This window comes from Pontibacter russatus, from assembly GCF_009931655.1.
Classification (GTDB): domain Bacteria; phylum Bacteroidota; class Bacteroidia; order Cytophagales; family Hymenobacteraceae; genus Pontibacter; species Pontibacter russatus.
In genome coordinates, this window is record NZ_CP047984.1 from 880,193 (window position 1) to 903,524 (window position 23,332).

At 49.3% G+C, this 23,332-nt stretch carries 15 protein-coding genes and 2 pseudogenes; 10 read left to right on the plus strand and 7 right to left on the minus strand.

Translation table 11 applies throughout. The features are described 5' to 3' along the window. Nucleotides 1-22: 22 nt before the first annotated feature. A complete protein-coding gene (locus GSQ62_RS03605) occupies nt 23-937 on the minus strand; it encodes a pirin family protein (protein ID WP_161888242.1) in 915 nt (304 codons plus the stop codon). 282 nt (nt 938-1,219) lie between these two features. Then, on the minus strand, nt 1,220-1,660 hold the full coding sequence (locus GSQ62_RS03610) for a nucleoside deaminase (RefSeq protein WP_161888243.1): 441 nt from the start codon (nt 1,658-1,660) through the stop codon (nt 1,220-1,222). A gap of 449 nt (nt 1,661-2,109) precedes the next feature. Between GSQ62_RS03610 and GSQ62_RS03615 the strand changes: the two genes are divergently transcribed. Further along, complete coding sequence (locus tag GSQ62_RS03615) at nt 2,110-3,030, plus strand: DUF808 domain-containing protein (protein WP_161888244.1); 921 nt, start codon at nt 2,110-2,112, stop codon at nt 3,028-3,030. A 190-nt stretch (nt 3,031-3,220) separates the two neighbouring features. Here GSQ62_RS03615 and GSQ62_RS21025 read toward each other — a convergent pair. Further along, nucleotides 3,221-4,120, minus strand: a pseudogene (locus tag GSQ62_RS21025) (alpha/beta hydrolase fold domain-containing protein). Nucleotides 4,121-4,674: 554 nt separating this feature from the next. On the opposite strand from GSQ62_RS21025, the gene GSQ62_RS03625 reads away from it, so the two are divergent. From GSQ62_RS03625 to GSQ62_RS03665, 9 genes and pseudogenes are all read left to right on the plus strand, one after another. Next, on the plus strand, nt 4,675-5,556 hold the full coding sequence (locus tag GSQ62_RS03625; protein ID WP_161888245.1) for a DUF3078 domain-containing protein: 882 nt from the start codon (nt 4,675-4,677) through the stop codon (nt 5,554-5,556). A 924-nt stretch (nt 5,557-6,480) separates the two neighbouring features. Next, on the plus strand, nt 6,481-6,837 hold the full coding sequence (locus GSQ62_RS03630) for a CsgE family curli-type amyloid fiber assembly protein (protein WP_161888246.1): 357 nt from the start codon (nt 6,481-6,483) through the stop codon (nt 6,835-6,837). A 70-nt stretch (nt 6,838-6,907) separates the two neighbouring features. Then, nucleotides 6,908-7,294: pseudogene (locus GSQ62_RS03635) on the plus strand (curli production assembly/transport component CsgF). A gap of 129 nt (nt 7,295-7,423) precedes the next feature. Continuing rightward, the gene (locus GSQ62_RS03640) at nt 7,424-8,728 is read left to right on the plus strand and encodes a CsgG/HfaB family protein (RefSeq protein WP_237586956.1); all 1,305 of its coding nucleotides are present in this window, start codon (nt 7,424-7,426) and stop codon (nt 8,726-8,728) included. 211 nt (nt 8,729-8,939) lie between these two features. After that, the gene (locus GSQ62_RS03645) at nt 8,940-10,262 is read left to right on the plus strand and encodes a hypothetical protein (RefSeq protein ID WP_161888248.1); all 1,323 of its coding nucleotides are present in this window, start codon (nt 8,940-8,942) and stop codon (nt 10,260-10,262) included. Between the two features lie 62 nt (nt 10,263-10,324). Then, on the plus strand, nt 10,325-11,131 hold the full coding sequence (locus GSQ62_RS03650) for a hypothetical protein (protein WP_161891304.1): 807 nt from the start codon (nt 10,325-10,327) through the stop codon (nt 11,129-11,131). A 95-nt stretch (nt 11,132-11,226) separates the two neighbouring features. Then, the gene (locus tag GSQ62_RS03655; RefSeq protein ID WP_161888249.1) at nt 11,227-12,672 is read left to right on the plus strand and encodes a hypothetical protein; all 1,446 of its coding nucleotides are present in this window, start codon (nt 11,227-11,229) and stop codon (nt 12,670-12,672) included. Between the two features lie 99 nt (nt 12,673-12,771). Further along, entirely contained in the window at nt 12,772-13,320 is a 549-nt protein-coding gene (locus GSQ62_RS03660) for a hypothetical protein (protein WP_161888250.1), read from the plus strand. A gap of 152 nt (nt 13,321-13,472) precedes the next feature. After that, nucleotides 13,473-14,972 (plus strand): carboxypeptidase regulatory-like domain-containing protein, encoded by a 1,500-nt coding sequence (locus GSQ62_RS03665; RefSeq protein WP_161888251.1) that lies wholly within the window; start codon nt 13,473-13,475, stop codon nt 14,970-14,972. Between the two features lie 639 nt (nt 14,973-15,611). On the opposite strand, the gene GSQ62_RS03670 is transcribed toward GSQ62_RS03665, so the two are convergent. The 4 genes from GSQ62_RS03670 to GSQ62_RS03680 form a co-directional block, all read right to left on the minus strand. Further along, nucleotides 15,612-17,654, minus strand: a complete 2,043-nt coding sequence (locus GSQ62_RS03670; protein WP_161888252.1) for a glycogen debranching protein — start codon at nt 17,652-17,654, stop codon at nt 15,612-15,614. A 538-nt stretch (nt 17,655-18,192) separates the two neighbouring features. Continuing rightward, the gene (gene mgtA / locus GSQ62_RS03675) at nt 18,193-20,733 is read right to left on the minus strand and encodes a magnesium-translocating P-type ATPase (protein ID WP_161888253.1); all 2,541 of its coding nucleotides are present in this window, start codon (nt 20,731-20,733) and stop codon (nt 18,193-18,195) included. 2 nt (nt 20,734-20,735) lie between these two features. Further along, complete coding sequence (locus GSQ62_RS20615; RefSeq protein ID WP_202621833.1) at nt 20,736-21,395, minus strand: ABC transporter ATP-binding protein; 660 nt, start codon at nt 21,393-21,395, stop codon at nt 20,736-20,738. After that, nucleotides 21,314-22,594, minus strand: coding sequence for an ABC transporter ATP-binding protein (locus GSQ62_RS03680; protein ID WP_202621834.1), 1,281 nt, complete (start codon nt 22,592-22,594; stop codon nt 21,314-21,316). Before GSQ62_RS03680 ends, GSQ62_RS20615 begins: the two co-directional genes overlap by 82 nt. Nucleotides 22,595-23,332: the final 738 nt, after the last annotated feature.

Below are 23,332 nucleotides of genomic sequence, written 5' to 3' on the forward strand. Positions count from 1 at the left end.
CTGAGGCCCAGATCCGCACTGCTCAGGAGAGAGCCTGGGGAGCGGGGCCACCTGCGGGTTTGGAACGGTCTTCGGGAAGCGGCACATATTCCAGGTTGTCGGAGGGGGGCAACAGGATACGGCCTTCCTTCCAGTCTGCTTTGGCCTGTTCAATGCGCTCCTTTCTGGAGGAGACAAAATTCCACCAGATAAACCGCTCCCCCAGCGGCTCGCCGCCCAGCAGCATCAGGGTGGCGGCCTGTTTGGCAAGTATCACCGGATCCGCGCCCTTGCCAAAGACAAGCATCTGCCCCGCAGAATAGGATCTCCCGGAAACTTCGATGCTACCTTTGGCTATATAAATGCCCCGCTCAGAGTGCTCCATAGGAAGTCCGAAACGCGCTCCCGTATCCAGCTGGACATGCAGATAAAATAATGGGGAGTGGGTCCTGACGTTATTTTTCAACCCGAACGCGTCCCCTGCTATCAGCCGCATCCACACCCCGGTGTCGGTGAAGATAGGGAGTTGCTCGGGCTTGTAGTTGTCGAATGACGGCGTGGCTTCCTCATCTTTCTCCGGGAGGGCCACCCAGGTCTGTATCATCTCCAGGGCCCCGCCTGCCAGTGCGGCCGGGTCCTCGAAACGTTCCGAATGGGCAATCCCGCTGCCGGCCGTCATCCAGTTCACCTCACCCGGCCGAATCACCTGCTGCACGCCCAGGCTGTCGCGGTGCGTAACCTGCCCGCCGAACAGATAACTGACGGTGGACAGGCCTATGTGCGGGTGGGGCAGCACATCCATGGATGGCCCCAGGTCAGGGCGCAACTCTACGGGGCCTGCATGGTCCATGAAAATGAAGGGGCCCACCATCCTCCGAAGGCGGAAAGGAAGAATCCTTCGCACATCCATCCCCGGCCCCAGGGATGCTTTGCGGGCTTCTATGACAATATCCAGCATTTTGTTATTTTATATATGCTCTCTTTGAACGGAAAAGAAAGACCGATGGGCAAAAATTTCAGGAGACAGCAACAAAGGCCCCCCGCCGGATTTTCCTTTTTTAACTTCATGTTTATTAGGCGAAGTATAAAGACATAATTACCCTATTCTATATTTTCATCCTGAAAGGATCTTGTGGGCGAACAATAATAGCATTGATGGAGCGCAGTTCCCGCACGCAACCAAGATCCTCCCAGGATGACAACAAAAAAATAGGCCAAGCTAATTTAGTCTCCATACTTCTCAACCTTCCTCGTGTAGTATCCGGCACTCGCTTTCTAAAACCCCGGCTGTTAATTTGGGTGGGCTGCCCCATCTTCTAACGGAGGTCTCTGACAGGACCGGCAGCTTTGAGCTAATGCCTCCTATTTCGCCTGTTGCAAGCCCGAAAAAGACATGGCTGATTTTATGATGCCGGATAACATATGAGCACATGATGCAGGGTTCATGGGTGGTATACAGTTCACAATCAGAGAGGTCTGCTGCCTGGAGAAATTCAGTCGCTTGTCTTATTGCTTCAATCTCGGAATGATACGTTATATCCCTGAACGTCTTTCCACCTTCTATGCCCTCCGCAATTATTTTTCCTTTCCGCACAATCAGCGCTCCTCCAGGACTGTCTCCGCGTTTTTTTGCAATAAGTGCCAGCTCAATACACTTCCGCATATATAATTCCTCGTTCATCCCGTCATTTCTTTTGTTGTTACCTGTTGGACTACCCGCATATATGATTTCATAACATATATAAAATTTTTTCTCTATTCTGCCTATATATGATATATGGCAGGGGTGTCAAATAAAGAACCCCTGCAACTTTACGTCCTGGCCCCTCACCTGCCTATGCTGAACGGGGAAAGCGAGACCCGACCTTTTGCCTTACTTTCCTGCACTTTCTTATTTCTGATGCGAATTTGTGCCAACCTATTTCGGGGAGAGCCAGTATCATGCTATCTTATGGGAGCACATCCGCCGCTGAACTAAAAATTATTTCGTAATATCGCCTGTGCATCCTGGCAGGTATGCCCAATTTGCCTTTCAGGAACAAATCCGCCTCCTGGGGGCCCGGACTGCCAGCGGTCAGGTAGCCTCAGGAAAAAAACAAAAATGCGTCTTCTTAAAATTTTTAACATATAATGGCTACAGGACTTCTCGCTTTACTGGATGATGTGTCTGCCCTGGTAAAGGTTAGTGCAGCAAGTCTGGACGACGTGCCCACGCAGGTGGCAAAAACAACGGGTAAGGTTTCGGGCATCGTCATCGACGACACCGCCGTGACACCAAAGTATGTGGTGGGGCTCAATCCCTCACGCGAGTTGTCCATCATCTATCGGATCGCGAAGAAGTCACTGATCAACAAACTCATCTTCTTGAGTCCGGCTGCGCTGCTCCTGGGTTTCTTCGCGCCATGGGCCATCACGCCCATCCTGATGATGGGCGGAGCCTACCTCTGCTACGAGGGGTATGAAAAAGTCCACTCTATGTTTAGCAAGCATCACGACGAGGATGCCGGTCACGGCCCGTCAGGTGACGCAGAGGTCATCACGCCCGCAGAACTGGAGAAGACACGGGTGAGCAGCGCGGTCCGCACGGATCTGATTCTTTCCGCTGAGATCGTAGCCATTACGTACGCCACCGTGGCGGAAAAAGTGCTGTTGACTCAGATTGCCGTGATGCTGGCGGTGGCTGTTTTCATCACAATCGCAGTCTACGGCTTTGTGGGGCTGATTGTAAAAGCCGATGATATCGGGCTGCACATGGCCAAAGAAACCCAACACCCGCAGGTCCGGAAGTTTGGGCGCGGCATCGTGACCTTCATGCCACACTTCCTGAAAATTCTCGGCTATGTCGGCACGGCGGCTATGCTGTGGGTAGGGGCGGAAATCATTGCCCACGGCATCCCGTTCACGAGCCATGCGCTGGATGACTTGCAGCATTCGCTGGCCCACCTTCCCGCCCTTGCCTGGTTCGTTAAGGCGACAGCCTGCGGCCTGGCCGGTCTGGCGTTAGGTGCTGTCATCGATAAGCTAGTGAAGTTGATACGCAAGGCTTTCTAAGGCTCTGGTGAAAAGGGCTCTAATATGATGAATTGCGCTTGCGAATAACCTTTTGATATATAGGTAGATGATGGTGCGGCAAACCCATATCCCGAGCCAAAGGCCACCTTTAGAACCTGCGGACATTAAAACCGCCTCTCCTGGATATATGCCTTCATTTCAGAAGCCTAAGGCGCATCAGGTTTTAGAATCATCTCAAATGCTTTTCCAGAAACCCCATCACTTTTGTTTGTAGCGCGTCCACATCGAACATATTGCCATAGTGTGGGGCGTTGGGCACAATGATGAATTCATTCTCAACCCCTGCTACCGTCAACCAAGCGCTCAATAGCTTTGACTGCCTGTTCCAGACAATGGTATCTTTCTCACCATGTATGATTAAAAAAGGGGGATCGTTTTTGTCGATATAGGTGACGGGGCTTGCAATTTTGGCTAAATCCGGACGAGATATCGGCGTTGCTCCCAATAAAATAGCTTCGGGTGCTTTGGGGTCATCACTGCTTTTCAAAGACGTTAATTCAGAAGGTCCTTAAAAATATACAACGGCTTTAAAAGAGAACTTTTGGGAGGATTTAGGCATATAGAATGCCTTGGTATTGTTGTTGTTTGATAGCCCCTGCAGCGAAGCCAGATGCCCCCCTGCTGAGAAACCCATCAAAGCGAACCGTTTTTTATCGAGTCCATATTTCTCCACGTTGTCATATAGGTAAGAAACCGCCCTGTTGCAATCCTGAATTTGCGATGGAAAAATTGCTTGTGTGGCAAAGCGGTAATCTATCGAGGCTATGGCAAAACCACTGTTGATTATCGCAGCCAGCGTATTTTTCATATACCCGATGTCAGCATATTTGTCGTTGACCAACCACCCCCCACCGTGAATAAACACCACTAGCGGAACATTTCCATTGGCGTTAGGAGGCAGGTAAATATCTAACAGGTGCTTTTCTAAAGTGTCGGTGTTGTAAGGGATATTAGCATGCAAGACCGTTCCTTCCGGGAAGAGAGAGATAACCGGGTTAGACGATTGGCCAAAAGCAAACCTTGAGGCTTGCAAAGCCAATAAGAGGAAAAGCAGGCGGGTTGTCATCATGTTATGGATATATGGGACCTGAAAAATTGTGATGGTCCTACCGCCTTATCATATCAGTAGAATACATCGTTGAAGCAAGCCTTCCCCATTGCCGCAAATGGCGGGTAATTTAAAAATCTATACTACGGCAGCTAGTGTTCCAGATGCCTGTCCGATTGCTCAAAATTTCGGGTAATCAGATTCGCTCACCTTTTCCATCCAGAGCGGCAGCATTCTGATAAATAAATCGAGGTAAAGCTTTGTTGCTTCACCAACTCCGGGAAGAGGAGCGCGAAGACAAACCCTTTAGCTGCACCTGGCAACGAGCGCCAACGATGGCAGGGCAACGATTTTCAATGGACTGGCAGTAGGAGGCAAAATCTACAGATGGGTTTGTAAAATACAAGCAGCGTGATACAACAAGATCTATTCCTAATCAACAGGACAACCCCTAATTCTCTTCTCTTTTATAAAATTATAACAAATATTTGCAAATATTATCCATTTACGTATAATACAAAATACGCAAAAAATTGTATTTAGTCTTTTGATCCTATAACCATACCCCCAATCTGATGAAGAAAACTTTAATATTCTTGGCAATTCTATTATCAAATTCTGCCATGGTTATTGCCCAGTCAGAAGCCGATACAACCTGGCGGAGAACATTTGATGCGGGTTTGAACTTAAACCAGGCGGCTTTCAGCGATAACTGGAAAGCAGGCGGTATCAGCTCTATGGGCCTAAACACATACCTCAACGCCCGGGCCGACTATGTCAATGGCAAAATTTCCTGGGACAACGAGGCACAACTGCAATATGGGTTTATTAAAAACAAAGGTGAAGACCAGCGCAAAAGCATCGATCGCCTATACCTGGATACAAAGTATGGTTATGCTATCTCTTCTGACTGGAACGCATTTTTTTCTGTCAATTTCCTCTCGCAGTTCACGAAGGGGTATGAGTATGATATAGATGCCGACGGCAACGACCGACTGATTTCTAATTTCCTCTCACCTGGCTTTCTGACTTTTGCAATAGGCGCAGAGTACAAGCCTAATCCTTATTTCTCGCTGCGCCTGAGTCCTTTCGCACCGCGCTTCACTTTTTTGACTGATGATGCAGTAGCTGAAAACGAGCGGTATGGCGTACCGGAAGGAAAGACTGTCAGATCAGAGTGGTTGGCTGCGATGATACAAGCCAGCTATGCCCGTGACATAATGACCAATGTTAATCTTAAGCTCAATTACATGGCTTACATTAACTACCAGGAGCTGTCTGCCAAGCAAATTGACCACCTATTCAACGCTGCGCTAACCGCCAAAGTAAACGACTACATTAACGTGAGCCTGATGGCTAACGCCATATATGACAACGACCAGGATTCTGACATTCAGTACAACCAATCATTAGGACTGGGCATCCTCTATACCATGAAAGGGTTCACATTGCGGTAATGCTGGACACATTACCGGAGGCCTAGGCTGGCTCCAAAATTCGAATAGCTTTATACTTTTCAAAAACTCGCGGCTTTCACACAGTACATTAATTTTTCAGTTTGAATCCATGGGCATGATAAAACACCTCTGACCACTAAGCTGACATATCAGCCAGCTTTTCGCTCTAACTGCCATGACCCGTATAGCTTTCGGAAATAGCTCGGTCCAAAGGCAGAGGCCCAGCGGTGGCTCACGCAATATGCCCTTTCTCATCTAACCCCTACACTACAGTTCCGCTGGACCATTTCGGCAGTCCCGGCTGTTACTATAGCCCCCTTTCTCCCTGCGGTCTTCAGCCTATATCCACGGCTATGGTTACTTCTTCAGGGAAGGCATCATGACGTATGCCACCCATATGAGCAACAGGGGCTGTCGCCGAGGCATCCTCCGCTGCTGTCCCGTCAGAAGGTGTCGCTGGACAGATGTATCCACTCTGACGCCTCCCGGTAAGTTTTGATTTTAGTCTATTTCGATGGAAGTGTTGGGTTCCACCAGCGGGCATTCTTGATCCAGCAGGTGATTCCTTTGGTTTAGATCTTTTAAAGTTTATGACTGTTGTCGCGGAAAAGGCTGGACCTGTGCCGGGCTGCCAGTATCTCATGGTTTGTTAATTCAAATGGGATGGCATTACAAAAAACCAACCAATAAATTAAACTTATTTAATAAATTATAACATCTATTTAGCAGGCATAGAAGCATGATGGTTCATTTGCAGGAGTATTTGGGGAAGATTTGCTTTCTGCGGCTGTGCCTGCTACCAGTTATTTTTTGTGGGGTGGTGTGGCTGTGGCCCAAGATCTACCCTATAAAAAGGAGTCAAACCTAAAAGCAGAAACACCGCAAGACACTACACCTGTGGAAGCCAGGAAGCTTGAAATGCCCTTGGAACAGCATCCTGCAAGTTCTGCCGCTCTGGAGATCGACGGCCTGATTGTAGATGAAACCATCACGAAAATAGGCCGCGACTTCTATGAAACTTTCCACCGCCAGTGGGAGCCGCCTCCGATGGCAAAGGATTATATAATCCTAATAAAAGAAAGGCCCATGATGGGGAACGGCGCCTTTGTTAAAGTCATTGTGAATGAGGAAGAAGTCATAGAATACCAACTGCAGCCCCGGCATGACCTGATAGAGGAGGCGTCTGGTTATACCGTATCGGTTGTCTATGAATTCTTGGTTAATGACCAACTAAACAGGCAACTGGAGGCGGAGGGGAGAAAAGAGAAAGAAGTGTACTGATCACGATTCATACTCCGGTGAACGCATGAAAACAAACCTATACGCTTTAGTTGGTGCTTTTCTTACCTATATGGCTGTCTCGGGGAGTGCCCTGGCACAGGATATGGTATATGAGCCTAAGAATCCGGCCTTTGGCGGCAACACCTTTAATTATCTGTGGCTGCAGAGTTCGGCCACAGCCCAGGACAAGCTAAAAGACCCGGATGCGGAGTCACCTTCCTCAGGATTTGACAGAGACCCGTTGCAGGATTTCACAGACAATCTCAACAGGTAAATCCTAAGCCAGTTGTCCAGAGAACTCATTTCGTCACAGTTCGGGGAGGATGGCCTGGAGCCTGGAAATTATACCATCGGCAACTACCAGATAGATGTTACGGAGGGTTCTGACGGCGTAAACATCGTTATAGTTGACGCCAGTACCGGGAACCAGACAACTGTAACTATCCCTTTCTTCTGATCGGTTCACAGAGTCTTCGTCTTTCCCACCGCCCTGCATATGTATAAATTTATATATGGATATCTGATAGTTGTAGCAATCCTTTTGCTTTTATATGTACCTGGTTGCGCTCCCTATTTCCACCAGCCTATGCAAACATCGGGTGCAAGGTTGGGTGTGCCGACGACAGGCAACTTAAATTTGGTGAGCCTCCCACCGCCACAGCACAAGGTGGTGGCGGCTGTTTACAAGTTCCGGGACCAGACAGGGCAATACAAACCATCTGTTACCGGCGCAAACTGGTCTACAGCCGTAACACAGGGGGCAACCACTATTCTGATAAAGTCCCTGGAGGACTCTGGCTGGTTCACGCCCATTGAGCGCGAAAACCTGGGCAACCTGCTAAACGAGCGGAAAATCATCCGGTCTACGCGGGCCGAAGCCGAGGCTAACACAGGCCAAAAGGAACCCCCGCTGCCGCCCCTGCTATTTGCAGGAGTAGTTCTGGAAGGCGGTATCATTTCCTACGACGCCAACGTAGTAACAGGCGGTGCCGGCCTTCGGTATTTTGGCGCGGGTGGTTCAGGGCAGTACCGGGAAGACAAGATCACGGTCTATCTCAGGGCTATCTCAACCAGCACCGGCGAAATTCTCAAAACAGTTTACACCTCAAAAACGATCCCTTCCCAAAGCGTTGACTTCGGCGTGTTCAGGTATGTGAAGTTCAAGCGGCTACTAGAGGCAGAAACCGGTTTTACCTACAACGAGCCTTCTGAAATAGCGGTGAAAGAAGCCATTGACAAAGCTGTACAAAGCCTCATTATAGAGGGGATATTTGCCGGATACTGGGCGCTGAGGGATAAGCAGGATATACAGTCGCCTATCGTGCGGGAGTATATGCAGGAGCGGGAGGATATAAAGCGCACAGACATATATGGCCGTCTGTTAGCCAACAGGCGCGGTGTAATCGGCATCAGCCTCGCAGCGGGCGGCCTGAGGTATAACGGCGACCTGGCCCGGCAGCAGGTAAAGCCCATGGCGGAGGCAGGCTTGAGAATCAGTGGCCGGGGCAGCTTCGCCTTCGATACGCGCCTAGGTGCAGGAGAATTGGGAACTGCCCGGAACTTTGAGAGGAAAGTAATATTCGGAGAGCTCAACCTGAATTACAGTCTGTTCCCCAGAACCAGGTATACGCCATATCTGCAGGGCGGCGGTGGCGTGCTCTCAGTCGAGGATAGCTTTTCTGGCTCAATCGCACTGAAAAGGCTATTCCCATATGTGAAGGGCGGTATGGGTATAGAATACTTAGCTACCGATAGATTAGGTATAGAAGCCAGCGTATCCAGTAATTATCTGTTTGATGACAACCTGGATGATATAGACGGCGGCCGTTTTAACGATTACTACTGGGTAGGGAAGATTGGCGTCACCTATTACTTTGGCTTGTTTAAATAACACCGCACCTGAGTTCGTAGAACCATGATCATACTTTATCTCACTGCCCCACTTCTGCTCTTGGCTTAGCAGGCCCTGCATCCCTATTGTTTCAAGCAAACCATTAAGTTTTAAAAAAATAATTGAAACTGTCTAGTACAAACCAATTAACAAAAGCCCTAAGACGTAGCATATAATAAACAATGAATTGAACATCCTGTATTTTAATACTATGAAAACAACAGTATATATCATGGTAGTAGTACTAATGTCAGCTGCCGACGCCGTGGCACAAGGCAACTTAAATCAGGTAGAACAGTCTGGCACTGACGGCACCGTCTCCCTGACACAGCAGGGGCGGGAGAATTCGGACTTTATACAACAGGCGGGAATCAGCAACACGGCAGAGATCGTGCAGAAGGGCGGGTCGAACCAGGCTACGCAGACACAGGGTGAGTTTACGGAAGGCAATGCTGCCTCTATCATGCAGGCAGGAAAAAATAATAGCGCCGGACAGGTTCAGGCTGCCTATGATGATTATTATGCTTCAGAGGGAAATAAGGCCACTATTCAACAGAGTGGAAGAAGTAACCGAGCTGTTCAGTATCAGACGGATGCCTCATATGCAAACCAAGCTGTGATCAAACAAAGCGGGAATAGTAATGCGGCCGCTCAGGATCAGAGCTATCTTTTTTCCTCTTCAAATCGCGTGACCGTTGAACAGGCAGGGAATGTAAACCGCACTTTACAGTTTCAGGGGGATAATAGTGTTGCAGACAACATAGCTGCGATTGAGCAAAGAGGGCATGGGAACTCTGCCACACAGGTGCAGGAGTGGCATGTACAAAACAATGCGGTTACTATCAAGCAAAGAGGCGATGGGAATGTGGCTGAGCAGGATCTGTTCGACAACTCTTATTCAAACAAGCCCACCATTGAACAGAGCGGGAACGGCAACATGGCCGGACAATACCAGAGTCTTTCTTCGCAGGACAATCGTGCCACTGTGAGCCAAAGAGGTAATGGCAATGAAGCCTCGCAATCCCAGGTCTTTGATTCATGGGACAACGGCGCAGCAGTAAAACAAGACGGGAATGGCAATATTGCCCAGCAAGCACAGGTAATCGTTTCCTCTTCTGATAGGGCTGAGATCGAGCAGCAAGGGGATAACAACACTGGCTACCAAGGCCAGGGAGACTGGGCAGCAGAAGCCCCCTCAGTAGGCAATTCTGCTACCATAGGCCAGAAAGGAAATGGTAACGTTGCCAGTCAGTCCCAGATTTCACAGGATATAAATTCCTATTCAGCAGACAACATCGCTATTGCAAATCAGAGCGGCGATGGCAACATAGCCAATCAAAATCAAATTTCTTCAGAGGGCAACATTGCAAGAATAGTTCAGAAGGGTAATGGCAACTACGCCACCCAGCTCCAGGAAGGCGGCTCGAACAACACCATCACCACCATCCAAACGGGCAACGGCCACCAGAGCAACCTGAGCCAGGTTGGCGGCAGCGGCAATACTACCACTGTTATACAGAATGGTGGTCACTAACCAAAAAATAAGCCGACACCTATCATGTTTATTCAATAAATACATTACCAAATTTATCTACTATGAAAGCAACAGTATTCATTACAGCAGTAGCCTTGCTGACAGCAGGCACTGCCTTGGCGCAGGGCAACGTGAGCCAGGTAGACCAAACCGGCACCGACGGCACCGCCACCGTGACTCAGCAAGGGCGGGAGAACATAGCCATCATACAGCAGGCGGGCATCAGCAACACGGCTGAGATCGTGCAAATGGGTGTGGGAAACCAGGCCAGGCAGGTACAGATCGAGCAAGCAGACTTCACCACTCAAGATTACTGGGAAAATATTTCAATAAACAACACAGCCACCATTGAACAGAGAGGGAATGGGAACAGTGCCAGTCAAGATCAGAGTAATTGGTCAGTTAACAATATGGCAATTATTAAACAGAGGGGGAATGGCAACTACGCCGATCAGGCTCAGGTTGATGATTCACAAAACAACACAGCCACCATTGAACAGAGAGGGAATGGTAACTCTGCCAGCCAAGAGCAAATTGGTCGAGGAGAAAACAATACAGCTACAATCCGGCAGAGAGGGAATGGCAACGTTGCTACTCAGGAACAAAATATATATTATTCAAATAACAACATACCCACCATTGAACAGATAGGGAATAGTAACTCTGCCAGCCAAGAGCAAATTGATTCACAGGACAACATAGCCACCATTGAGCAGAGAGGGAATGGCAACTACGCCACTCAGTTCCAGGAAGGCGGCTCGAACAACACCATCACCACCACCCAAACGGGCAACGGCCACCAGAGCAACTTGAGCCAGGTTGGCGGCAGCGGCAATACCACAACTGTTATACAAACCGGCGGCCACTAAGCACAAGTGGAGCGAAAGCAGCTATTCTCTCTGCTCTCCAATTTTATATATCATCTAATTTTATATATCATCTAACCTTTAAGTAATTATCTACTATGAAAGCAATAGTATTCATTACAGCAGTAGCCTTGCTGACAGCAGGCACCGCCATGGCGCAGGGCAACGTGAGCCAGGTAGAGCAAACCGGCACCGACGGCACCGCCACCGTGACGCAGCAGGGGCGGAAGAATATGGCCATTATACAACAGGCGGGAATCAGCAATACGGCAGAAATTGTGCAGAAAGGCAGAGAAAACGAGGCAAAACAGATCCAGGATGGAACTGCTGAAAACAATATTACCTATATCAGGCAGGCAGGTATGAACAATACAGCTGAACAAATTCAGGGAAGTAGTCCTGAAGGAGGCCCACTTTCAGCAGGCAATGTTGCTAAAACAGAACAATCAGGAAATGAGAACCAGGCCAATCAGCAGCAACTGGATGCAGCAGAAGACAATACAGCTACAATCCGGCAGAGAGGGAATGGAAATGAAGCCGGTCAGCAGCAATGGTATGGGGCAGGTGGCAACGTGGCTAATGTTGAACAAAGTGGGCACGGTAACGCATCCTTGCAGGACCAGCTTTACGGTGCAGATGGCAACACCGCTACAGTTGAGCAGATTGGAAATCGAAACGCAGCCACTCAGTCCCAATTCGATTCGGACAATAACTCTGCCTTGATAGTGCAAAGAGGAGAAGGAAATATCGCCTCCCAAACTCAGAATGGCGACCCTGAGGGTGGGGAGGCTTCCCAAGATAACACAGCCATCATTATACAGAGAGGGATTGGCAACATTGCTGCTCAGTATCAGGGAAATGATTCACATGATAACACATCCACCATTGAGCAAAGGGGAAATGATAATAGCGCCGAGAAGTGGCAGGTTGAGGATTCACATGACAACATAGCCACCTTAGAGCAGAGAGGGAATGGCAACTCTGCTAAGCTGTTTCAGTACGAAGGCTCTTTTTTAAATAAAGCTACCATTGAACAGATAGGGGCTGATAATAATATCCAGCAGGCTCAGAACGGTACTTCATCAGGTAACATTGCTACCATTGAACAGGGCGGGAATGGGAATACCATTTTCCAGAGTCAGGTCTTAAATTCAGAAGACAACATAGCAACGATAGTACAAAAAGGAAATAGGAACACTGCCAAACAGTTTCAGTTCACTTCATCCGACAATACAGCTACTATCGAACAAAAAGGGGATCGTAACTCTATAATTCAATTTCATGATTATGGTTCTGAGGGCAGCATTGCCACTATTATCCAGAGAGGGAATGGTAATGAAGCCGAACAGCTCCAGTATGATTCACTTGACAACATAGCCACCATTGAGCAGAGAGGGAATGGCAACTACGCCACCCAGTTCCAGGATGGCGGCACGAACAACACCATCACCACCACCCAAACGGGCAACGGCCACCAGAGCAACCTGATCCAGATTGGTGGCAACGGCAACGCCATAACTGTTACTCAGACAGGCGGGTATTAAGTTTACCTCGTGTAGCCAAAATGCTTATATATAGCTTTGGCTACACTGATGGTGCTTTACAAGATGCGATAGAGCTTACTCCTATTCATATAAACTATTATGAAAACGACTATTCCCCTGAAATTATATATAACATTGATCATATTGCTCGGGATAAGCCAATCCCCCGCTGTTGCTCAATATACTACAGCTGAGGACCTGCTGCTGAAGCAGATCAATTATGGCGGCTCCTACAGTGGCAATAGTATATCAAAACAAGAGCATGCCAAGCTGCTGAAAAAGCAACAGCTTACGGGCAACAGCTCCAACGTGGTCCAAAGCGGCCTCTACAATGCAGCCTTTCTCCAGCAAATTGGCTCCGGGAATGTGGTAAACCTGATGCAGGAGGGAAACCAGAACAATTACGAAGGCAGCATCAAAGGCAACAACATCCTGAGCGACATAGGCCAGCGCGGGCATGGCAACAGCATCGTGCAGGATATAGCAGCAGACAATAAGCAGTATGTTATATATCAGCAGGGGAATCAGAATGAGGTGATTCAGTTAGAAAAAGGGAATGGTGCCCAATCATATAAAGTGGAGCAAATTGGCAACGGGATGAGCATAATCATACAGAACGGTGGTGTAACCCCACCAGGCAAAAAATAATATATGGCATAAAGTGTTAATCTATATATAAAGGGCGGCTTATATATTATATGCACTCGTATATATGGTTACTTTTCTTATCAGATAAAAGCTAACAAAAACTTAATGTTAGCATATTACTATCCGTGATAAATGCTTAAACCCATGTGCATATGCTGAGAACAGCCGCCGCCCTAAAGTTAGTACGCCTGTTTGTGTTTGTGCTCTTGCTCACCTCATGTAACGAAGACACTATTGAACCACGCGGAGAAGGCTCTATGGCCGGTACTGTCATAAGCGCCGAGACAGGCAACCCCATCGCTGCTGTAAGCCTAACCACAAGCCCGGCAAGCTCGGCTATAATCACAGACACAGACGGGAGCTTTGTGTTCTCTGCCATGCCTGCCGGTGATTATAACATTGCAGCTAAAAAAGCTGGCTATAAAACAGAGACGGTGCTTGTAGCGGTGAAAGACGGACAAGAGACTTCTGTTACGATCGTACTGGAGAAAGCAAAAGGCAGTACTGCCCCAAAGCAACCAGACGACCCCTCTCCTGCCACAGACACACTGAACCAACCCGTTAATATTACCCTGAGATGGAGCAGATCAGACTCTGAAAACACAGACACCCTCACCTATGATGTATACCTCTATGAGTCCGGGGCAACAGAAAGAAAAACCCTGGCAGAGGGTATTCGGGACACGAGTGTGGTTGCGTCAGGTCTGAAATACAACACCACCTACTTCTGGCAGGTAAAGGTACAAGACCCGGAAGGAAATGCTACTATCGGGGAGATATGGAGTTTTACTACTTTAACTATCCCAGAGACCCGATTCCTTTTCGCCAGAGCTGTAGATGGCAATTTCGACATTTTCAGCTCTGACGGAACCGAAGAGAACAGTTACAGGCTAACATCCACCTTTTATCAGGAACTGTGGCCGGTGCTTAATCCGAAGCGGGACGTGATTGCCTATGCCTCAAATGCCAGTGTGCAACCTCATATATACGTCATGAACCGGGATGGCTCCGGAAAGCGGCAGGTAACCACACTTCCCATTGCCGGCTACCATAACCCGGGTATTGGCTTTGCCTGGTCTCCGGATGGCGGCCAGCTATTATATGCGTATTATGAGCATCTGTACCGGATAGAACGCGATGGCTCAGGCCTTGCGCTGGTAGCCAAAGCGCCTGCAAACCGGCACTTCCGGATGGTTGACTGGACTGACCGCGGCAATAAGATCGTAGCACAAACTATCGGCTCTGACATTAACGACTCAGAAATATACATCATGAATGCCGATGGAACGAATAGGAAGCTGTTGGTGGAGAACCTGGCCGGGAGAACCGAGAGCCCGTCTTTCTCCATCGACGGAAAAGAAGTCTTATTTAGCCATGATGTATCTGGGTTTGAGAATGCAGAGGGTAGACAGCTTGATGCACATATCTTTGTCAAAAAGATCGATGGAACTGGCTTGGTGGATATATCTGCCAACAAACCTGCAGGCACAAACGATCTCTACCCAAGATTTTCTCCTGATGGATCAAAATTAATTTTTGTGAATAGCGCGAATGATGGCTTAGGGAGTCAGGATATATGGATGGTGGATGTTGCAGATGGCAGAAACAGAACGAAGCTGTTCTCAAATGCCACAATGCCTGAATGGGAATGACAGGTTCTTTAGCGCAGCTTTGTAAGTACACATTGGAATTACAGTAGTTTACTGAATACTTTTTCTCAGGCAGCCATGATTTGTTGGGATAACCATCACTGGCAGGAAGTCGGGTAGCCCAGGGATGCATGTCTTCTTGCCCGATGGTAGAAACCCTGAATATGCTCTCCTTCCCCGGCCCTGATGCAGGTTAAACCTGGCGCCCGTTTCTCTGCCAGCCTTGCCGCATGGGAATCCCTTGACAGCTGATGCTCAGCCACGGCATGGGTGCGGCTAGAGTCGGTGGTCTGTATCCAGTGCTTCTGCATTGTTCTGGATGCACATGGCGGGGACACTGCTCCCCAGTTTCATCGGCAATCCCGGGGAGCCATAGTGGCACTTGCGCTGCTCATGGACCTGTCTAATCTGCCCCGCCAGCCCCCGCTCTCTGGGTTACCCGAGGCTTACAGGATGTCGAAATAGCCACTTGTGCCAGCTCGGGGCACCCTACGCATCCTCTTCAGGGGAAACAGGTTCCGGTGCCTCTTCACACATCCGCATGCCACCCCTCTCCCCTGGAGAGGATGCTGGTGACCTTTTTAAAATAACGCGCTGGATGAGTAGGCTGCTTCTTTTACACGGTGGAGGCCAGGGTGCTTTCTACCGAAGGAAAACAGCCACGGAGCGGGAACAGACATCATAATGCGGATGTTGAATCTCCTCTATATGGTCTTCTGGCAGGAAATCCTGGGGCGACTCCAGGCTGGTGTCCACTATCCGGAACCAAGGGCCGGGCTCCATAAAATGAAAATCGATGCTTTCCCAGTAGGAGTTGATCATCACATATATATCGCGGTCCCCCTGGCTTTCTCCTTTCAGGCAGAAAGCCAGGCTGTGTGAAGCCGGGCCCCAATCCACAAATCCCTTGGAGCCGTACCACGTGACATCGTCACGCCAGAAGCGGCTGCGCCCCAGGCTGGGGTGGCGCTTCCGGAAAGCAATGGCTTTGCGAACGAATTCGAAGTGCGCAGCCATTAGCTCCAGGCGGCTCCAGTCCAGCCAGGTAGTCGGGTTATCCTGGTTATAGGGGTTGTTGTTGCCTCCCTGGGTCTGCAGGAACTCATCGCCAGCCACGAACATGGGCGTGCCGTTGGCCAGCAGGAGGAGCATGAAAAAGTTTTTCGCCTGCTGCTTCCGCCGGGCAAGCACCTCTGCCGGCACCTGCGCATCTCCTTCCCAGCCACTGTTCCAGCTGTAATTCACTGTGTTCCCGTCTCCATTGTTGTGCCCATTCGCCATGTTGTGTTTATCATTGTAAGAAACCAGGTCATAAAGGGTAAAACCATCGTGCGAGGTTATATAGTTGACACTTTGGTAGGGATGGCAGGCGTTGAGCAGGTCATCCGGGAAGAGATTGTCGCTCCCATAGAGCCGTTGCATCAGAGCACCAACCATTGCTTCGTCGCCCTTGACAAACCGGCGCACGTCATCCCGAAAGCCGCCGTTCCACTGCAGCCAGGTTCTCCCCGGGAAGTCGCGGCCCAGTTGGTAGAGGCCTTGCGCGTCCCATGGTTCGGCGATCAGCCTGACGTGGGCCAGGTCAGGGTCTGTGGCAATGTCTGAGAATATGGGTGCCTCGCCCACAGACCCATCCGACCGGCGGGTGAAGATGGAGGCCAGGTCGAAGCGAAAACCATCCACATGCATCTCCTTTACCCAATACCGCAGGCTATCCATAATCATACGCTGCACGGCCGGGTGGTCGGTGCGGAGGGTGTTCCCCGTGCCGCTATAGTTCAGAAAAGGGACCTGCGGGTCTTCCTGCACCAGGTAATAGGTAGAGGCGTCTATGCCTTTCAGATGATATGTAGGGCCACTCAGGCCTTCCTCGGTGGTGTGGCTGAAAGCTACATCCAGAATGACTTCAATACTTGCTTTATGCAGCTCCCGCACCATGGTTTTGAACTCCAATATCGCGCCAGCCGGGCATTGATCCGCCGCAAAACTTTTATGTGGGGAGAAGAAGTTAAGGGGCATATATCCCCAGTAATCACCTGCCTGAGGGTCAAACTGATGCACTGGCATCAACTCTACAGCCGTTATTCCCAACTCCTTCAGGTAAGGGATCTTATCGACCACCCCTGCAAAGGTACCTCGGATTTCTTTGTCTACACTGGAATTGGGGTTACGGGTAAAACCCCGCACGTGCATTTCATACACAACCAGATCATGTTCATGCGCAACCATGCGGTCCCCCTGCCAGTCAAACTCCCCGTGGTTGGGCAGAATGTAGCCGAGCGGCGCTTTGCCCATATTAGAACCAGGACGGCTCGCTGCACTCCGGCTAAACTCTGGCGGAAAGAAAATTTCTTTCGCATAAGGGTCGAGCAGGAGTTTCTCGGAGTCGATATGGCATAAGTCGCTCAATACATCCGATGAATGCTGTACCTGAAAGGCATAATACTGGGCTCCGGCCATTTGGCATCGCTTTAGCCGGCAGTGCCACACCCGTTGCGATTTATGCACCAGAGGGTCCAGGTCAAACGAGATTACCGGTTTCTCATATACCTCCTCCACAAACAACAGGAGCTTGACAAGGGAGGCACTTTTAGAGTATAGCGTGAAGTTATACGCGTCTTCTCCGGGTAGATACGTCACCCCCAGCGGGAAAGGGGAACCTTCTATAGTAAACCATGATCCCATATGCTGCAGTCGGTAGTAAATAGCTCAAGTTGCGATATATAAAACTGATCAATTTTTAATGATTGTAAACCGCAACCTGGGTTAAGTAATATAAACAAAGTTTACGGAAAATTATATATACTGTATGCCTGAGGCTGCCTGCAAGTACAAAGTAGAAATATTTACAGGCTGTGCCAGGGATGCGTTTCGCAAAAGCTTTTCGCAAAGGTTTCGCAGCACGTTAGGTGCCGACCCAGAAGAAGCTCTCTTTTTGCCGCATATAAAAAGCTGATTTCATATAATGGCCTAAAGCAAAAGCGAAACAGATGCCGCTTCCAACAAGATTTAATCATGCCTTGTCTTCAGTGTGAACTTTGCGCGTCAGCAGGATATAGTGGAGGGAATTGGGGCGTTTGTAAAGGAGCATATGGCTGATCTGCTGGTTCTAATCCGCCAGAAACACTTTTTATTTACTGACAGTATAAGTGAAGCTTACGCCTCGCCTAAGGGCACTTCTGCTAAGCTTGCCTTCCCTTTCTCTATATCACAGTCAGTGAAACTAAACAGTAGAAAGGTGTTTGCCATTTCTTTTATCCAGATTGGCGTTGAAGAACCAGCGCTTGAGCAACTCACCTGTCACCACATACAGCAACAGAATAGCACCTATTGTTAATACTTCCACCTGATGGGCAAAAGCCAGGCCTAGTAAGGGAGCAAGTGGGGAAAAAGGCAACCAGATCGTGATTGCGAGTGCGAGTGCAGCTAACCAGAGTAGAAGCGGATGAGGCCTGCTTTTGAGGAGTGGTTTCCTGGTTCTTATGATAAACACGATGAGCAGTTCCGTTGCAATCGACTCCAGAAACCAACCAGTCCGAAAAGGAGCATCCCGGAGCCCAAAATAGAAATACAGCGTGTAGAAGGTGACGAAGTCGAACAGGGAACTGTGCAAGCCGAAGACGAGCATGAAGCGGCGCGTCAGGCCGATGTTCCATTGTAACGGACGAAGAAGCTGTTCTTCATCCACATGGTCCGAGGACACCGCCAGGTAAGGGAGGTCTGTGATCAGATTGGTGAGCAGGATTTGCTTGGGGAGCATGGGCAGAAAGGGCAACAGCAGCGAAGCGCCGGCCACGCTGAACATGTTGCCGAAGGTCGCGCCGGTTGTTGCAAAGATGTACTTCATAGAGTTGGCAAAGGATTTTCGGCCCTCCTGTACGCCATCTGCTAGCACGCCCAGATCTTTTTCCAGCAGCACAAAGTCTGCCGCTTCCTTTGCTACGTCTACCGCATTGTTGGTGGAAATGCCGGTATCGGCAGCATGAATAGCCGCCACGTCATTGATACCATCCCCAAGGTACGCTACCCTGAGCCTGGACATCTGCAGCGCCCGAACAATCCGCTCTTTCTGATAGGGCTCGATCTCCGCAAAAACAGCTGTGCGGGCCGCATTCACCGTCAGGGCCTCCGGTGACATCTGGTTCAAGGCCTGACCGCTGATGAGGTTGGACGTGTCCATGCCCAAGGCGCTGGCTGCGTGCATGGCGGCATATCGGTTGTCGCCGGTGATGATCTTGACACCAATCCCCATTTTCTCCAACCGATCCAGCGCAGCAGCGGTGCTATCTTTGAGTCTGTCTTCCAGCAAGATGAAGCCTTGAAATACCATCTGCTGCTCATCCTCGTGCCCGAAAGAGTCTTTAGTACTTTGCCTGTAGGCGATACCTAACACACGGAGCCCTTGCTGGCTGTAGGCTTCTGCTTTACGCAGCAAACGCTTGCGCTCGGGCCCATTCAGTTCCTTCTCGGTGCCGTCTTCCGCCAAGACTCCACTGCATACGTCCAGGACGTTTTGTATAGCTCCTTTCGTAATCAGGAGATTTCCTTTCTTGCTCCGCACCGCAATAGAAAGCCGCTTGCGGATGAAGTCGTACGGAATCTCATCGATTTTTTCGAACCCGGTGGCTGTGACCGGCAGGGAACGAATGACTTCATCAATGGGGTTGGTGAAACCACTTTGAAAAGTAGCATTTAGAAAAGCATATAGTGTAGCCTTTGGGTCCGACTTCCCGGCGGTATCTACAATTGCATACACTTTGACAGATCCTTCGGTAATGGTGCCGGTTTTATCAGTACACAACACATTCACTTCCCCAAGGTTGAAAATGGAGGAGAGGCGCTTTACGATGACTTTTCTTTTCATCATGCGCCTTGCGCCCGCCGACATGGCGAATGTCATGACGGCGGGGAGCAGCTCCGGGGCCATCCCGATGGCCAGCGCCAGGGAGAACAGCAGCGAGTTGAAAAAGGGCTTGTCGAAGTACAGGTTGGTGGCAAGAATGAAGGTAGCCAGCAACACCGTGACGCGAAGGAGAAAATAGCCGAAGCCTTTGAGACCTGCTTCAAACGCGGTGGGCAAGTGCTGCGTCAGGCTGTGAGCCATCTGACCGAACACTGTGTCCTGTCCTGTATGCACCGCCAGCACTTTGGCAGTGCCGCTCACGACATTGGTGCCCTGCCAGAGACAGTTGCTTTTTTTGCTTAATGGTGTTTCCTCCGGCAATATTCCGGGCGCTTTGGCCACGGGAAAAGTCTCCCCGGTTAGGGTGCTCTCGTTCACATGCAGCTCCTTGCTATCGATAATGCGGCAGTCCGCCGGGATCATATCTCCTGCATTTAAAAGAATGACATCTCCAGGTACCACCTCCTGTGTGTGCATGCTTACTTCTTTGCCATCCCGCACTACCAGGTGTTGCACCTCAATCATCTTCAGGAGCTTTTCAACGGCATTGCCTGCTTGCAACTCTTGCAGAAAGCCCAGCAGGCCGGAGAGCAGCAGGATAAAAAGTATGATGAGTGTGTCGGAGGTCTCTCCCAGAAAAGCAGAAAGGATGACGATGATGATGAGCAACAGCATCAGCGGATTACTAAACTGGCGGAGGAGTAGTTTTACCTGATCATGCAGCTTGGTATGGGTTCTGGTGCTCTTTCTCTGTGCTGAAATTCTTCTCTTAGCAGTGGTGGCATTAAGCCCGCTGGCGCTTGTCTGTAGCTGCCGGAACAGCTGTTCTATCGTATCGGAGGCAAGGAATACCTGACGCATGCTTATTTTCGAACAGGAGGGATTTCGGAAGATACGGGCGGGTGTGCCCCCTTTAGGCGGTGAAGCTCCGCATATACGGCGTCTTGCTTCAACAACTCCTCGTGGCTGCCTTCTTCCACCACATAGCCGCCTTTCACCACAAAAATTTTATCAGCATGCCGAATAGTGTGGAGGCGGTGTGTAATCGTAAGTACCGTGCGCCCTTTCATCAATTCCTCAAGCGCTTTCATCACACTCTGTTCAGACACTAGGTCCAGCGAAGCGGTCGGTTCATCCAGAATGAGAATGGGGGAATTGCGCACAATGGCCCGGGCAATGCCGATGCGCTGACGCTCCCCCCCGGAGAGGGTCAGACCTCTTTCTCCCACCAAAGTACTATAGCCCTGCGGCAACTGACTGATAAACTCATGCGCAAAGGCTTTTTTTGCGGATTCTATGATTTCTTCAGATGTAGCCTCTGGCCTCCCATAGGCGATATTCTCCTGTACAGAGCCATAGAACAGCACAGTGTCCTGCAACACGAAGCTAATTTGCATACGCAGCTCACTTAGTTTATACTCCCGGATGTCTTTCCCGTCAATTAGTATTTTACCGGCAGTCGGATCGTAAAAGCGGGGGATGAGGCTGGCAATGGTTGACTTGCCCCCCCAGTGGGCCCGCATATGCCAACATGCTGGCCTGCCCGGATTACCAGGTTAATGTCATGTAGAACAGGGGCTTCCGGATTATAGGCAAAAGCCACCCTCTCGAATACAATATCCCCTTTCAGGTGACCAGGGGCTTGGGCACCCGGTCTTTCGGCTATTACCGTCACAGTGCCCAGTATCTGCTGGATGCGCTCGAGTGCGACCAAGGCTTGGGCAATGTTTGTTGTCATTTTCGCCAAGTTCTTTACCGGGTTGAAGAATTTATTCAGGTAAGACAGAAAAACGGTTAAAGCACCCACTGTCATCACACCAGCTACTACCAGATGAGCCCCACGCCAAAGCACAAAAGCTGTGCAAAGCGATACAGTAATGGTGACGACGGGAGAGACGAGAGATTTTACCTGCCTGGCCTTCAAAGCGGCCTCTATGGTTTCAAAACTTACTCTTTTCAGCCGGTCCTCTTCCAACTCCTGCCGCCCGAAAGCATTGATGGCCCGAACAGATTCTAAGCCCTGCTGTAGTACAGTCACCATTTCTGCCTGATCTTTCCGAACTTCGCGAGTGGCCTTTTTTACCGCGTTTTTAAAGCGGATCATAAATATCAGGAGAAAAGGAGACACCCCAACCAGCATCAGGGTAAAGTCCCAACTGAGGTAAAACATCACGCAAAGCATGCCCGTGATGGTCAGTGCGTCGATGAGGATATTCAGCAGGGTTTCCGAAGCAAAGTCCTGAATTGTGGACACATCGGAAGTGATAGTGCTGAGCAGTTTTCCTACCTGGTGGTTGTCGAAGTAAGACAGGGAAAGCTGCAGCAGGTGGTGGTACACCCAGCGACGTAAATCGTTGGCCACATACTGGGCCACGCTCTCTGTATAATAACTGTTGATATAACTGGCCCCTCCCCCTAATGCCGTTAATATAACAATGGAGACGGCGGCTACAGCAGCTAACTCCACTTTATTTTTCAGCAATGACATGTCCCCTACCCATGCCAGCCAATCCGGTAGCAGATGATGGCTGATGACATTGTCAATAATGATCTTCAGTGGCCAGGGGGCGGCAAGGCCCATGGCCGTTTCAGCAAGCATGGCGGCTAATATGATCAGGAGCCACTTTTTGTAAGGTTTTAGCAGCCCTAACACCAACGCCGCCTTGTTTCGGGAAGAAGGCGGGTTCGCCGAAATATTCCTGCTTACCATGCTTCGTTCCATGCTGCCTATCGTTTTTAAAGGAAAAGAAACCTCTGGGCAACTTTACTCGCCCACAGACGAGGGTGCTTGCTGTGTTAGGTTGCACCCGTGCCACAACGGCCCGCAGGTGCTGAGCCAGCTGATTACAATAGGAAAACGTATTCTCCGGACATATTGAAAAAATCCTGTATAAAATATTTTTTATGGACAGGAGATAAAAAAGCTTTACAAACTATTATAAAGTTAACATTTAAATCCTTTCTAATATAAGATTAGTGTCAGGAACAGAAGTGATTTAGATCATTGTGCCAGCGCTTAGGGAATCCTCCGTTTTTAGAGTTAGTGTAAAGCGGTTAGCTGGATGCACAGCTACATATATCAGTGTATTCGCCTCTATTTGTTTACTTGTCAATGGCCAAGAGTGCTGTTTCCTTTCCTTTAACTGCTCTGTTTCACAAGTAAACATGCATGAACACGGGAATTAACTTTGAAATCCCTAGTTCAGTGCCTTGAGTATAAATATTTACAGCTTTGTTCATCTGTTTCGTGCGGATTAGCTTTGAAACACCAACAAATAACAAATTATATAAATGTAGCTTTGTAATTTACATATTATATATAGCTCAAAACCAACAGGTTATCTGTTATTTAATTCCCGTGTTCACATTAAGTAAGTCGGCTGAGCCGCTTTATAGGACTTTCTCACCCCAGGGCTGGTTCTTGTTCTAACAATTTTTTGAAGCAGGTTTTACAAAACCG